The following is a 13393-nucleotide window of genomic DNA, read 5'->3' on the forward strand; positions in this document are numbered from 1 at the left end:
AAAGAAAATGATTTGCACTTCTTATATTTACAATACAACCAACTTAAATAATGGCAAATAAAAAAGGCATACACTTTGAAGTTTCAGAACGTAAGATTCTTCTTAGGCTCATGGATTTAGCCATGGTTTATTTGGCTATTTATTTGTTAAATCTTTATCCTGAATTTGAGTATATAGAATTCAATTCAGAGAATATTGTAGCACTGATATTGCTAGGGATTTATATTACAATTTTCGGAACTATTTTTGAGCTTTACGACCTTCAAAAAGCAAGTAAACTAGATACAACATTTAGAAATATAGTAATTACCACATCAACAGTGGTGTTATTTTATCTACTAACACCAGTCTTATCACCATACCTGCCAGAAGAGCGTATTCAAATCGTATATTTTTACCTCGCAATTATCATATCTATTTTGGTATGGAGATTTCTTTATATCAACCTTATAGAATCTCCAAGGTTCTACAAAAGGGTGCTTTTAGTGGGAGAAGTTTCAAATATTGAAGGTTTAGTAAGTTCTTTGAATACATCAGACCCAAATTATAAAATTGTTGGTTTTATAAATAGTGAAGTATCTACTCCAGAATCTGTAAAGTATAAAGGTCTCAAAGAATTTGATGCTAATTCTTTTTTAGATGTTATTGAAAGAGAACGCATCTCAGAAGTATTGGTTGCAAGTTTTAATTCAGAATCGATTATAGCAGAGGTTTATCATGATTTAATGCTTTTATTGGAGCGCGGATTTAAAATAAGAGAGTACACGCAGGTGTATGAAGAGTTATTGTATCGTGTGCCAATACAGTTTGTGGGTAAGGACTTTTATAAATACTTCCCGTTTAGTAGAAGTAATGAGAACAAATTATATATCTTTTTTCAAAGAGCCTTCGATATCATTTGTGCGATTATAGGATTGTTAATTTGTTTGGCAATTTTACCATTCATTTTCATCGGTAATCTTTTAGGAAATAAAGGGCCGCTTTTTTATACGCAAGAACGTGTGGGTAGAAATGGCAAACCATTTCGTATAATTAAGTTGAGAACAATGGTTGTTAATGCTGAAATGGATGGTGCAAAATGGGCAAAAAAGAATGATACGCGTGTCACTAAGTTTGGTAAGTTTTTAAGACGGTCTCGACTCGATGAAATCCCTCAATTCTATAATGTACTTAAGGGAGATATGAGTGTTATTGGTCCAAGACCAGAGCGTCCGTTTTTTGTAAACGAACTTGCCCGTATAATTCCCTTCTACGAAACAAGACATATTATAAAACCTGGCTTAACAGGTTGGGCACAGGTAAAAACAAGATATGGTTCCTCCGTTGAGGATAGTCTAACAAAACTTCAATACGATTTGTATTATATTAAGCACAGAAGCATTTTTTTAGATTTTAATATCTCTATAAAAACACTCAGCACCATCTTATATTATAGAGGTCAATAATATTATTTAAAGTACTTAATAAGGTAGATATAACGTACTGCTAATGCGACAAGCAAAGGTGCGAGTCCAATAGCAAATACTTGCACGCCAATTATCCAGTGCAATGTCATTAGACAAAGCATTATAATTAAAAACTTAAGATAGCTTCTAAACCAGTTCTTTGGTTGTTTCTTAAATAACTGACCAATTACAACAATGTTCAAAGGTACAGCCCATAAAAGATTATAATTATGTGCAGTAGCTGTATGGTCCGTGGCAAACCACAATAACAATAATAAAACACCTATTATCCCGGTAATGCTGAATAATGTTACATCTAACCAATGACTTCTTTTTTTGTTTTTATAATCTTTATAAGTGATGTAAAGTATCAATAAAGCAATAAGACCAAGTATCACTAAAGGACTTAATAGAAAATCAAAAGAAGCTTTTCTTTCTTTTCTTTCGTAGAGCGTAGAAGAAGTTTTTACAAAATCTCGATTCCCAATTTTAGCAACTTCAAAAAAGGAATGGATATACTTTGGTAAAAACATATATTCATTTGCACTTGCATTTCTATCTATTACAGAACCTAAAGCCATATCAATACCCAAACTTCCCCAAGAATTTCGGTCAACATGTTCATGAATAAGTTCTCTAAACGTTTTTTGCTGAAAATCTTCAGGTAAACTAAAATTTATAGGACTATTGGTAACAGTTTCAGAAACATCCCTAATTTTTGTAGCACAATTGTCATAAAAAAAATCGTAAAGATACCTCCGGTTTTCTGGCTTATAGTTATTCTCTAAAAAATCAAAGAGACTTTGTTTTTCTTTAAGGTTAAAATTTAAAACCTGTTGGTCAATAGAACGATTGTAACTCGTATAGTGATAATATATATTTGAAAAATTATGTCTACTGATGAGGTAATTCAATTTGCCTCTTGCAAATTTTAAGTAGAAGTTGGGCGCATCAAAATCATATTCGCCATAACCATATACTAAATCTATTCCTTTGGACTTGTCTTTTATTCTAAAAGCATTATGCCCAAAAGCATCATTAAGCGATTCGCCTGGCCCAAAAGTAAGCACAGAGACTTCTGCGTCCTCGGTTAATTGAATCTGTTGGCCCAAAGAGGAAACGTAAACAAAAAGAAAAAGGAAAAAGGATAGTTTTAGTTTCATTTTTGAAATATACTATCTAAAAACACTAAAATCAATTTTTAACGAGAATACGTTGGAATATAATGCAGCACTTTGATCACCAATGTCAGTAAAGGCATAATCGATCTGAATGCCTTTGTATTTAAATCCAACACCGAAGTTAGGCTGAAACGTTAAATCTTCAGAATTATCAATCTGTCTTTCATTCTGAAAATTACCAACACCGCCTCTAAGAAATACCAAATCCGTGTAACCGAACTCAAAACCTAATGCAGGATTTATACTCGCTACAGAGGTGGAAAATACATCATTGTTCTCTTCAAAACGCACATTAAGATTTGCAGCACCCAATAACGAATAGTCATAGTTGAAAATCCATTTTTTAGACATGCCCAACTGTAGTTTAGGTATAGTAACCTCTGTAGTTTCAGGTAATTCTTGATTTTGCCCTTCTACCGCTCCGCTTATTTGCTCAAATTTTTCTTCGTCTATAGACCAGGCATTATAGGTAGTGGAAATATCTCTTGCCATTAGTCCAAACTTCCAACCAGATTTATTCTCAAACTGAATACCAGCATCAAGGCCAAATCCCCAAGATGACGCAAAATCACCAATAATTCGTCGTATTATTTTAGCATTAACGCCAAAATTTAGTCCGTCCAAAGGTAATTTTCTGGCGTAAGAAAAGGTGAGTCCATAATCTGCTGTAGAAAACGTATTTATTCTATCGTAATTGATATTGCCTTGGTCATCTATCAACTGTGTTGTGTCTAAAATATCATCGACACCAAATCTAATTAGTGAAATACCAACGGCACTTCTATCATCCAAGGGCATACCGTAACCAATGTAGTTGTAGTTGGCAATATTGGCAAAATAACTAGAGTGCATTAGAGCAAGTTGGTTGTCTTCGAGATGTACCAATCCTGCAGGATTCCAATATCCCGAATTTACATCCGCAGTTTGGGAAACCACAGCATTGCTCATACCCAATGCAGCAGCATCTACACCAATATTCATAAATTCATTCGAATACTTTCTGGTGGTTTGGGCCGAAGCAAAAAGTGTAGCAAGTGTTAAGAGAATTACAGCGTAATTTTTCAACAGCAAAATTTTTTACAAATATGCACAATTTTTCTATCTATTTAACTTATAATAAGCGCACTTATTGTTTTATGTACTGGCTATTTGAAAAAAAAGTGAGCTATGCCCAAATACTTTTTTATTTTTACAAAAACTAACCATATATGAGTTTTAAGAGACACATTCCTAATATTGTTACACTACTTAATTTATTTTCCGGATGTATTGCCGTTATTTTTGCCGTTTATGGCAATTTTGTTGCTGCTGCAATATTTGTGTTTTTAGGTATATTTTTCGATTTTTTTGATGGTCTTTTAGCGCGTAAGCTCAATGTACAGAGTCCTCTTGGAATTCAGCTCGATTCCTTGGCAGACTTGGTTACCAGTGGCGTAGTGCCTGGAATTATAATGTTTAAATTAATTTCTATAACAGTTGATGCGCCAGACTACGCTGCTTATAGTGATAGTTGGAATTCTATTTTCCATTGGCAAGGTTTTAAACTATCGGTTTTACCACTCATTGGTTTGTTGATTCCATTAGCATCAGCATATCGATTAGCAAGGTTTAATCTCGATGAAGACCAACAGGCTTATTTCAAAGGTTTGCCTGTGCCTGCCAACACTTTGTTAATTTTATCCTTACCCTTGATTCTAGAATATCAGAATAGTGATGTAATGAATAGTATTATCATCAATAAATGGTTTTTGATAGGTCTAACGCTTTTAAGCTGTTATTTGCTTAACTCTAGAATCAAATTATTCGCACTAAAATTTAAGGATTGGAGTTTTAAGAACAATGCCACACGCTATATCTTTTTAATTATAAGCATCGTGGCACTTATAATTTTGCAATTTGCAGCAATACCAGTTGTAGTTGCACTTTATATTGTTCTGTCTATTATAGACAAAAAGAACATTCACTAATAAAATTTTAAAGACATGGCATCAGGCTTCTTTGCTTTACTAGATGATATTGCGACACTTATGGACGATGTAGCTACTATGACCAAAGTGTCAACTCGTAAAACTGCAGGTATTTTAGGTGATGATTTAGCGGTAAATGCCGAAAAGGCTTCAGGCTTTAGCCCATCTAGAGAATTACCTGTGCTTTGGGCTATTTCAAAAGGATCATTAATAAATAAAATCATCATTTTGCCACTGGCATTTTTAATGAGTGCTTTTGTTCCTAAGTTGGTCGTTGTTGTTTTATTATTAGGAGGCCTATATCTTGCTTATGAAGGTGCTGAAAAAATTTACGAATTCTTTTTTCACAAAAATGAAGATAAAGTAATAGCAGCTACAAAGGACGTATCTCCAGAGGAACTTATAAAACTTGAAAAATCAAAAATAAAATCTGCTATTATTACTGATTTTATACTTTCTGTTGAAATTGTAATTATAGCCTTAGGTACAGTGGTAGAAGAAGTATTAACGACTCAGATTATTGTAGTTTCAATAGTTGCGCTTATTGCTACGGTAGGTGTTTACGGTATCGTTGCCTTCATTGTCAGAATGGACGATATGGGCCTAAAATTAATTAAAAAGAGCAAATCCAAATCTAGCTTTGTATTTAATCTTGGTACAGGATTGATAAAGGCATTGCCATGGGTGGTAAAATCTTTATCCGTAATCGGTACTTTAGCCTTGTTGTTAGTTTCGGGAGGAATTTTTGTTCACAATGTGGAATTTTTACATCATGTTTTAGAAGGTATTCCAGGAATTTTGAGAGATTTTATTATAGGTCTCGGAGTAGGAATAGTTTGTTTGTTGGTTGTAAAAGCTATTAAATTGATGTTGCCAAAAAAGACTTAGCATTTAAAACTCCAACTTCTTCTTACGAAGCTCAAAGTTCTGACCTAAATAAACCTTACGAACCATTTCATCATTTGCCAATTCTTCTGGCTCACCAGCTTTTAGGATACCACCTTCAAACATTAAATACGTTCTGTCGGTAATAGCCAAGGTTTCCTGTACGTTGTGGTCGGTAATAAGAATACCAATATTCTTTTTGGTCAGTTTTGCGATAATACGTTGAATATCCTCTACTGCCACAGGGTCTACACCTGCAAATGGCTCATCCAACAGAATAAAATTTGGGTCGGTCGCTAGAGCACGAGCAATTTCGGTACGTCGTCGTTCGCCACCAGAAAGCAAGTCACCTCTATTGGTTCTAATATGCCCCAAACCAAACTCCTCGATTAGGGATTCCATTTTTTCGTGCTGTTCTTTCTTGCTTAATTTGGTCAATTGAAGTACACTTAGAATATTATCCTCAATACTGAGTTTTCTAAAAACAGAAGCCTCTTGTGCTAAATATCCAATACCGTTTTGGGCACGTTTGTACATTGGGTACTTGGTGATGTTGGTGTTATCCAAGTAGATATTTCCGCCATTGGGTTTAATAATGCCCACAATCATGTAAAACGATGTTGTTTTACCAGCGCCATTAGGACCAAGTAAACCGACAATCTCTCCTTGGTTGACTTCAAGAGAAACATCCTTTACTACTTTTCGTCCGCTGTAGGACTTCATTAAATGTTCTGCACGTAACTTCATAAATACTTGCTTATAACGCTAAAAATAATAAAATGATATAGACTCAGATAAGTGTTGTCCCAGTTTTATTAAAAGTTTAACCTTGTGAGTGATGTTCTTCCAAAGCTTCCCAATACTCATGCGCACGTCTTAAATGCGGAATGACGATTGTACCACCAATTAATGTGGCGATACCCAGCGCTTCACTAATTTCAGCTTTGGTTAAGCCTTCTTTGTGCGAAGACTCGAGATGATATTTTACGCAATCATCACATCGCAAAACAGTTGATGCTACCAAGCCTAAAAGCTCTTTGGTTTTTTTATCGAGAGCACCTTCAGCAAATGCATTGGTGTCGAGATTAAAAATGCGTTTTACAATTTTATTGTTGTCCGCTAAGATTTTATCGTTCATTCTAGAACGGTAATCATTGAATTCTTTAACGATATCAGACATAATTATTTGGTCTTAACTTTTGATTGTTTTCTATTTTGATTTTTCACCACAACTGCCGAAATATAAATACTTACTTGGTACAGTATTAAAATTGGTATGGCTACAATTACCTGACTCGCAATATCTGGAGGTGTAATAATTGCCGACAATATTAAAACAATAACAAGGGCATATTTTCTGTATTTTTTTAAAAACTGCGGAGTCACCAAACCTATTTTAGTTAAAAAGTATATGATAATAGGTAACTCAAAGACAAATCCTGAAGCTAAAGCAGACGAGCGTACTATGGCAATAACAGAGCTAACATCAAACTCGTTGGAAATTTGTTCACTAATCTGGTAGTTGGCTAAAAAGTTAATGGATAACGGAGTCACTATATAATAGCCAAATAAAACTCCTGTAAAAAATAGTAGCGAAGCCACTACCAGAAACCCTCTCGAACTTTTACGTTCGTTGTCCTTTAAGCCAGGACTGATAAAGCTCCATAGTTGATAAAGTACATAAGGAAAAGCGACAATAAATCCTGCGTAAATGGATGTCCAGATATGAGCAGAAAACTGTCCTGCAACCGTTCTATTCTGAATTATAAATGGAAATTTATCAGCACAAAACGTGTTGTCTGTCATTCCGAAAAACTTTGAAACTTGGCAAAGTCCATTATAGGTGAGGAAATCCATTCTTGTTGGTCCAAAAATAATGACATCAAAAATAAATTTCTTGCAGATAAATGCTAACGTCGCAGCAATTACAATGCCCAGAGTCGCTCTTATTAAATGCCATCTTAAATCTTCAAGATGATCTAGAAAAGACATTTCGTCAATATTCTTCTTCGCCATTATATAATGCCTTCTTTTATTAAATCATGAAGATGAACAACACCAGCATATCTGCCATTGCTCTCCACAAGTAATTGTGAGATTCCAAATTCTTCCATAACCTCCTTAGCATCAACAGCCATAGCATCTTCGTTGATAAGTCTTGGGCTATTGCTCATTATATCCTTTGCTTTTAGACCAGCAATATCATCACTTTTGCTCAGCATTCGTCTTAAATCTCCATCAGTGATAATACCAACAATGTTGTCATTATCTATCACAGCGGTAACACCAAGCATCTTTTCTGTGATTTCAACAATCACCTCTTTTAAACTGGCTTCGAGTCCCACTTGAGGTTTCATGTTTTGAGATGATAAATCGTTTACCCTTAAATACAGACGTTTGCCAAGCGCACCACCAGGATGGTATTTAGCAAAATCCTTGCTAGAGAAGCCTCTTAAGTCTAGCAAACTTACTGCCAACGCATCTCCCATAACCAGTTGCGCTGTAGTACTTGTTGTAGGTGCCAAGTTATTTGGGCAAGCTTCTTGCTCCACATAGACATTCAATACAAAATCGGCTTGTTGACCCAGAAAAGAATCTTTATTGCCTGTAATAGCAATCATTTTATTTTTGGCATTCTTAATAAGAGGTACCAAGACTTTAATTTCGGGAGTGTTGCCACTTTTAGATATGCAAATAACCACATCATCTTTAAGTATCAACCCTAAATCGCCATGAATGGCATCCGCTGCATGCATAAAAATGGCAGGTGTTCCTGTGGAATTTAAAGTGGCTACAATCTTATTGGCAATTATAGCACTTTTGCCAATGCCAGTAATGATAACACGACCTTTTGAGTTATATATCAATTCAACCGCATGGGCGAAGTCTTCTGTAAGTAAATCCGACAAGTTTGCAATCGCTTTACTTTCAGTATCTATTGTGCTTTTAGCAATGCTTAAAATGGATGATGCAGTGTTCAAAACTAATTTTGTATTGGGTTTTTTAAATTTAAAGAAATTACTATCTTTAAAGTTATTGCAAATGTATATAAAATAGTTATAGGGATTAATGAGTATTGCAGAAATTGACTTACACTCCGCACTAAAAAAATACTTTGGTTTTTCTGGGTTTAAAGGTCTTCAAGAAGAGGTTATAAAAAATGTTGTAAACGGTAACAATACTTTTGTTATTATGCCCACTGGTGGTGGGAAATCGTTATGCTACCAATTACCGGCTTTAATAAAAGAAGGTACCGCAATTGTTGTGTCTCCGCTTATCGCGTTGATGAAAAACCAAGTGGATGCTATTAGAGCGGTGTCAGAACACGAAGGTGTTGCGCACGTTTTAAATTCATCTTTGAATAAAACCGAGGTAAAACGTGTTAAGGATGATATCAGCAACGGTATTACAAAGTTGTTGTATGTGGCACCAGAGTCGTTGACCAAGGAAGAATATGTGGACTTCTTAAAAACACAGAAAATTTCTTTTATGGCCGTGGACGAAGCGCACTGTATCAGTGAATGGGGACACGATTTTAGACCAGAGTACAGAAATTTAAAAACCATCATTAAACGAATAGGTGATGATATTCCGATTGTTGGATTAACCGCTACGGCCACTCCAAAAGTACAGGAAGATATTCTAAAGAGTTTAGGGATGCCAGATGCCGTAACTTTTAAGGCGTCGTTTAACAGACCCAACCTATTTTACGAAGTACGTCCAAAAACCAAAAATGTTGATGCGGATATTATCCGATTCATTAAACAAAATGAAGGAAAATCTGGTATTGTATATTGCCTGAGCAGAAAACGTGTTGAGGAATTGGCACAGGTGCTACAGGTCAACGGAATTAAAGCCGTGCCTTACCATGCAGGATTGGATGCCAAAACCAGAGTGAAACATCAAGATATGTTTTTGATGGAAGATACAGACGTTGTTGTGGCGACCATTGCATTCGGAATGGGAATCGATAAACCCGATGTGCGTTTTGTGATCCATCACGATATTCCTAAAAGTATAGAAAGTTATTACCAAGAAACGGGTCGTGCTGGTCGCGATGGTGGCGAAGGTCACTGTTTGGCGTACTACGCCTATAAAGATATAGAGAAGCTCGAAAAGTTTATGTCTGGTAAGCCTGTGGCAGAACAAGAAATTGGTCATGCTTTGTTACAGGAAGTTGTGGCATTTGCCGAAACCTCCATGTCTAGACGAAAATTCATCTTGCATTATTTTGGTGAGGAATTCGATAATGAAACTGGCGAAGGTGGAGATATGGATGATAACGTCCGTAATCCTAAAAAGCAAGTTGAGGCACAAGATGATGTTAAGATTCTTTTAGATACGGTACAAAAAACCAATGAAAAATATAAAGCCAAGGATTTAGTACAAGTAATCATTGGTCAATCCAATGCACTTATTGGTTCGCATAAAACAGACACACAACCATTTTTTGGCATCGGGAAACATAAAGATGCCAGATATTGGATGGCGTTGATTCGTCAGGTGATTGTGGCAGGCTACCTTAAAAAGGATATCGAAACCTATGGTGTGTTACGATTGAGCGAATCTGGAAAATCATTTATTGAGAAGCCAAAATCATTTATGATGGCAGAGGACCACGTCTATGACGAAGGTTCTAATGATGGCATTGTGACCAACGCCAAAGGAGGTGGAGCTGTAGCTGATGAAAAGCTAATGAGCATGCTTAAGGATTTACGAAAGCGTAATGCCAAAAAATTAGGTGTGCCACCATTTGTTATTTTTCAGGATCCTTCCTTAGAGGATATGGCTTTAAAATATCCGATAACCATAGACGAATTGTCTAACGTGCATGGAGTAGGTGAAAGCAAAGCCAAAAAGTATGGAAAAGACTTTGTAGCTCTGATTTCGGATTATGTTGAAGACAATGATATAATGCGACCAGATGATATGGTGGTGAAGTCCACAGGCTCTAACTCTGCGCTAAAACTTTACATTATCCAAAATGTGGATAGAAAACTACGCTTAGATGATATTGCGTCTTCAAAAGGTATGGAAATGCCTGATTTTATAAAGGAAATGGAAGCCATTGTCTATTCTGGTACCAAACTTAACATCAATTACTGGATTGATGAAATCCTAGACGAAGACCAACAGGAAGAAATCCATGACTACTTTATGGAATCTGAAAGCGATAAAATCTCTGATGCTATTGAAGAATTTGATGGTGACTACGAAGACGAGGAACTCCGCCTATACCGTATTAAGTTTATGAGTGAGGTGGCGAATTAGAAGAGATTCTTATTATTAAAATTTACGATTCAAGATACTAGAATGGCATTATTTAGAATAGAAAAGCACGAGCAGTTAAAAAACATTAAAGAACAGCCCTTTAAGCTCGAAAAAGATATTCAATCACTAACAGAAAATAATTTAGAGACAATATTCGGACTTGAATTTGTGAAAACCGAATTTAGACTTAACAGTTTTCGAATTGATACATTGGCATTCGATCGTGAATCAGGAACTTTCGTGATAATTGAGTATAAACGAGATAAAAATTTTAGCGTAATTGATCAAGGCTATGCATACTTGTCTTTAATGTTAAACAATAAAGCTGATTTCATCTTGGAATTTAATGAAAATTCAATTGACACCTTAAAGAGAAGAGATGTTGACTGGTCTCAGTCAAGAGTAGTATTTATCTCACCATCTTTTACTACCTATCAAAAGGAGGCTATTAATTTTAAAGATTTACCAATTGAGTTGTGGGAAATTAAAAGGTACAATAACCAAACAGTAAATTTTAATCAAATTAAGACTTCTGGTGCACAGGAAAGTATTAAGTCAATCAGTAGACAAGATGAAACTATAGAAAAAGTAAGTAAAGAGATTAAGGTTTATACGGAAATTGACCATATAAACAATGGAAATACCGAAATTCAGGAATTATATGGTAGATTGAAAGAAGGTATTCTAAATTTGGAAGATAATATTTCTATTCAAGCTAAAAAACAAACCATTGGTTTTAGGATTGAGAACAATATTTTTTGTGATATAGTTGTTTTAGCAAAGAGCATAAAAATGTATTTAAATTTAAAAAGTGGAGAACTAAAAGATGAAAAAGGCATCACTAGAGATGTTTCTAATGTTGGTCATTGGGGAAATGGATCGTATGAAATCAAAATGAGTGATACTGAAAATCTCGAGTATATTTTAAGCTTAATTAAGCAATCCCTAAGAATAAATAAAAATAAAATCTAAGAATAGACTAGATCTAAGAAAACTTTATATAACAACTATTCCTCCTCATCAAAACCTTCATACTTACCAAAGGTAATCTCCTTATTTTTAACCTTTAGTAAGATATTCTTCAACTTAGCTTTTTCTAAAGCCTTAATATCAGCTTCCTCAATCTGAAAGTCTATTTTGGTAATATATCGTCCTTTGACGTCGGTAGGGTCAGATTCAAATTCAATGGAATCAGAGTCTAATTGTAATTCAAAACTCTCACCACTAAAGATCAGCTGAGCACCATTTTTAACCTTAACCTTTAACTGGCCAACAATAATGGTTTGAAAAAAGAAGTAGCCACCCAATTCATTAAGACCAGCAAAAAGCACATTGTTATCAGACACCGCATAAGGTTGATGCTCTATAGACGCAATAATAGCCTCAATAGTGTCATCGGTGTTTTGTGTTGACTCTGTTTTATTAAATAGTTTAGAAAATGAAAAGGCCATAAATTAAATTTTGCCAAAACTAAGAAATTTAATCGTCTAATTTAAAAGATTGCCGCGCTCGTACCTCGCTCGCAATGACACTTAAATTTTATATGGCTGGTTTTTCAACTTACTACTTCGAGCTTCGAGCTTCCAACTTTACTTTGTATCTTTGCACCCTTAAACAAAAGAAAACACAATGCAAGACGGTTTATACGCAAAATTCAACACCTCAAAAGGTGAGATATTGGTTAATTTAGAGTTTGAAAAAACACCAGGTACAGTAGGTAACTTTGTGGCACTGGCAGAAGGGAATTTAGAAAATTCGGCTAAGCCTCAAGGCACACCTTATTATGATGGTTTAAAATTCCATAGAGTGATTCCAGATTTTATGATTCAAGGTGGTTGTCCACAAGGTACTGGTACAGGAAATCCAGGTTATAAGTTTGATGATGAGATCCATCCAGATTTAAAACACGATGCACCAGGGAAATTATCCATGGCAAATGCTGGTCCTGGCACTAACGGAAGTCAATTTTTTATTACTCACGTAGAAACACCTTGGTTAGATGGTAAACATACTGTTTTTGGAAATGTTATAGAAGGACAGGATGTGGTAGATGCTATAGCACAAGGAGACAAGATTGAAAGCTTGGAAATTATTAGAGAAGGCAAAGCCGCTGAAGATTTTAATGCTGTTGAAGCATTTAGAACGTTTGAAGGTGCGCGTGAAAAGCGCGTAGCTGCCGAGCGTGAAGCTGCAAGAGCTGAACTCGATAAATTAGCTGCTGGTTTTGACGAAACGGATTCTGGTTTACGTTATAAAGTCATCCAAAAAGGGGATGGTAAAAAAGCCAATAAAGGAGATATGGTATCTGTACACTACAAAGGTCAGTTGGCAGACGGAACTGTTTTTGATTCCTCATACAAGAGAAACTCACCATTGGATTTTCAGGTTGGAGTAGGGCAAGTGATTCCTGGTTGGGACGAAGGTATCTGTTTACTAAATGTAGGTGATAAGGCACGTTTGGTGATTCCAAGTGATTTAGGTTATGGTTCTGCAGGTGCAGGAGGTGTAATTCCACCAAATGCTACTTTGGTTTTTGATGTTGAGCTTATGGATGTGAAGAGCTAAACGCTTACTTTTTTCGTAACAAAATGTAATTAAAATCGTCTCACTTTTAGTGAGACTTTTTTATTTTCAACAAACCAAT

13 protein-coding genes are annotated in these 13393 nt (G+C 35.3%); 6 read left to right on the forward strand and 7 right to left on the reverse strand.

The window, feature by feature from the left end; genetic code table 11:
* Positions 1-50 precede the first annotated feature (50 nt).
* Positions 51-1445: a sugar transferase gene (locus F1003_RS10750; protein ID WP_155089424.1), complete on the forward strand. Its 1395-nt coding sequence runs from the start codon at positions 51-53 to the stop codon at positions 1443-1445.
* A 2-nt stretch (positions 1446-1447) separates the two neighbouring features.
* Here F1003_RS10750 and F1003_RS10755 read toward each other — a convergent pair whose 3' ends face one another.
* Positions 1448-2608 (reverse strand): lipoprotein N-acyltransferase Lnb domain-containing protein, encoded by a 1161-nt coding sequence (locus F1003_RS10755; RefSeq protein ID WP_155089425.1) that lies wholly within the window; start codon positions 2606-2608, stop codon positions 1448-1450.
* Between the two features lie 12 nt (positions 2609-2620).
* Positions 2621-3691 carry a putative type IX sorting system protein PorV2 gene (locus F1003_RS10760; protein ID WP_155089426.1) on the reverse strand — a complete coding sequence of 357 codons (1071 nt, stop codon included), beginning with the start codon at positions 3689-3691 and terminating at the stop codon, positions 2621-2623.
* A 143-nt stretch (positions 3692-3834) separates the two neighbouring features.
* Between F1003_RS10760 and F1003_RS10765 the strand changes: the two genes are divergently transcribed.
* Both F1003_RS10765 and F1003_RS10770 read left to right on the forward strand, forming a co-directional pair.
* Positions 3835-4593 carry a CDP-alcohol phosphatidyltransferase family protein gene (locus tag F1003_RS10765; protein ID WP_155089427.1) on the forward strand — a complete coding sequence of 253 codons (759 nt, stop codon included), beginning with the start codon at positions 3835-3837 and terminating at the stop codon, positions 4591-4593.
* Positions 4594-4608: 15 nt separating this feature from the next.
* Positions 4609-5481, forward strand: a complete 873-nt coding sequence (locus tag F1003_RS10770; RefSeq protein ID WP_155089428.1) for a DUF808 domain-containing protein — start codon at positions 4609-4611, stop codon at positions 5479-5481.
* Between the two features lie 3 nt (positions 5482-5484).
* Here F1003_RS10770 and lptB read toward each other — a convergent pair whose 3' ends face one another.
* The 4 genes from lptB to F1003_RS10790 form a co-directional block, all read right to left on the reverse strand.
* On the reverse strand, positions 5485-6225 hold the full coding sequence (gene lptB / locus F1003_RS10775; protein WP_155089429.1) for an LPS export ABC transporter ATP-binding protein: 741 nt from the start codon (positions 6223-6225) through the stop codon (positions 5485-5487).
* A gap of 76 nt (positions 6226-6301) precedes the next feature.
* Entirely contained in the window at positions 6302-6658 is a 357-nt protein-coding gene (locus tag F1003_RS10780; RefSeq protein ID WP_155089430.1) for a carboxymuconolactone decarboxylase family protein, read from the reverse strand.
* Positions 6659-6660: 2 nt separating this feature from the next.
* Positions 6661-7494, reverse strand: a complete 834-nt coding sequence (gene tatC, locus F1003_RS10785) for a twin-arginine translocase subunit TatC (RefSeq protein WP_155089431.1) — start codon at positions 7492-7494, stop codon at positions 6661-6663.
* Positions 7494-8459, reverse strand: coding sequence for a KpsF/GutQ family sugar-phosphate isomerase (locus F1003_RS10790; protein WP_155089432.1), 966 nt, complete (start codon positions 8457-8459; stop codon positions 7494-7496). Before F1003_RS10790 ends, tatC begins: the two co-directional genes overlap by 1 nt.
* An 88-nt stretch (positions 8460-8547) precedes the next feature.
* Between F1003_RS10790 and recQ the strand changes: the two genes are divergently transcribed.
* Both recQ and F1003_RS10800 read left to right on the forward strand, forming a co-directional pair.
* A complete protein-coding gene (gene recQ / locus F1003_RS10795; protein ID WP_155089433.1) occupies positions 8548-10749 on the forward strand; it encodes a DNA helicase RecQ in 2202 nt (733 codons plus the stop codon).
* A gap of 42 nt (positions 10750-10791) precedes the next feature.
* Complete coding sequence (locus F1003_RS10800) at positions 10792-11721, forward strand: DUF5655 domain-containing protein (RefSeq protein WP_155089434.1); 930 nt, start codon at positions 10792-10794, stop codon at positions 11719-11721.
* A gap of 35 nt (positions 11722-11756) precedes the next feature.
* Here the strand turns inward: F1003_RS10800 and F1003_RS10805 are convergent, their stop codons facing one another.
* Positions 11757-12200: a hypothetical protein gene (locus tag F1003_RS10805; RefSeq protein ID WP_155089435.1), complete on the reverse strand. Its 444-nt coding sequence runs from the start codon at positions 12198-12200 to the stop codon at positions 11757-11759.
* A gap of 178 nt (positions 12201-12378) precedes the next feature.
* Here F1003_RS10805 and F1003_RS10810 point away from each other — a divergent pair, with 178 nt between their 5' ends.
* Complete coding sequence (locus F1003_RS10810; protein WP_155089436.1) at positions 12379-13314, forward strand: peptidylprolyl isomerase; 936 nt, start codon at positions 12379-12381, stop codon at positions 13312-13314.
* The last annotated feature ends 79 nt before the right edge of the window (positions 13315-13393 follow it).

The sequence above is a fragment of the Winogradskyella ouciana genome (assembly GCF_009709615.1).
In the GTDB taxonomy this organism is placed as follows: domain Bacteria; phylum Bacteroidota; class Bacteroidia; order Flavobacteriales; family Flavobacteriaceae; genus Winogradskyella; species Winogradskyella ouciana.

Excerpts from the sequence above, each read along its gene's own strand:
- F1003_RS10750 (WP_155089424.1), top strand. The coding sequence starts at position 51 with ATGGCAAATAAAAAAGGCATACACTTTGAAGTTTCAGAACGTAAGATT.
- F1003_RS10755 (WP_155089425.1), bottom strand. The coding sequence starts at position 2,608 with ATGAAACTAAAACTATCCTTTTTCCTTTTTCTTTTTGTTTACGTTTCC.
- F1003_RS10765 (WP_155089427.1), top strand. The coding sequence starts at position 3,835 with ATGAGTTTTAAGAGACACATTCCTAATATTGTTACACTACTTAATTTA.
- F1003_RS10770 (WP_155089428.1), top strand. The coding sequence starts at position 4,609 with ATGGCATCAGGCTTCTTTGCTTTACTAGATGATATTGCGACACTTATG.
- lptB (WP_155089429.1), bottom strand. The coding sequence starts at position 6,225 with ATGAAGTTACGTGCAGAACATTTAATGAAGTCCTACAGCGGACGAAAA.
- F1003_RS10780 (WP_155089430.1), bottom strand. The coding sequence starts at position 6,658 with ATGTCTGATATCGTTAAAGAATTCAATGATTACCGTTCTAGAATGAAC.
- tatC (WP_155089431.1), bottom strand. The coding sequence starts at position 7,494 with ATGGCGAAGAAGAATATTGACGAAATGTCTTTTCTAGATCATCTTGAA.
- recQ (WP_155089433.1), top strand. The coding sequence starts at position 8,548 with ATGAGTATTGCAGAAATTGACTTACACTCCGCACTAAAAAAATACTTT.
- F1003_RS10800 (WP_155089434.1), top strand. The coding sequence starts at position 10,792 with ATGGCATTATTTAGAATAGAAAAGCACGAGCAGTTAAAAAACATTAAA.
- F1003_RS10805 (WP_155089435.1), bottom strand. The coding sequence starts at position 12,200 with ATGGCCTTTTCATTTTCTAAACTATTTAATAAAACAGAGTCAACACAA.
- F1003_RS10810 (WP_155089436.1), top strand. The coding sequence starts at position 12,379 with ATGCAAGACGGTTTATACGCAAAATTCAACACCTCAAAAGGTGAGATA.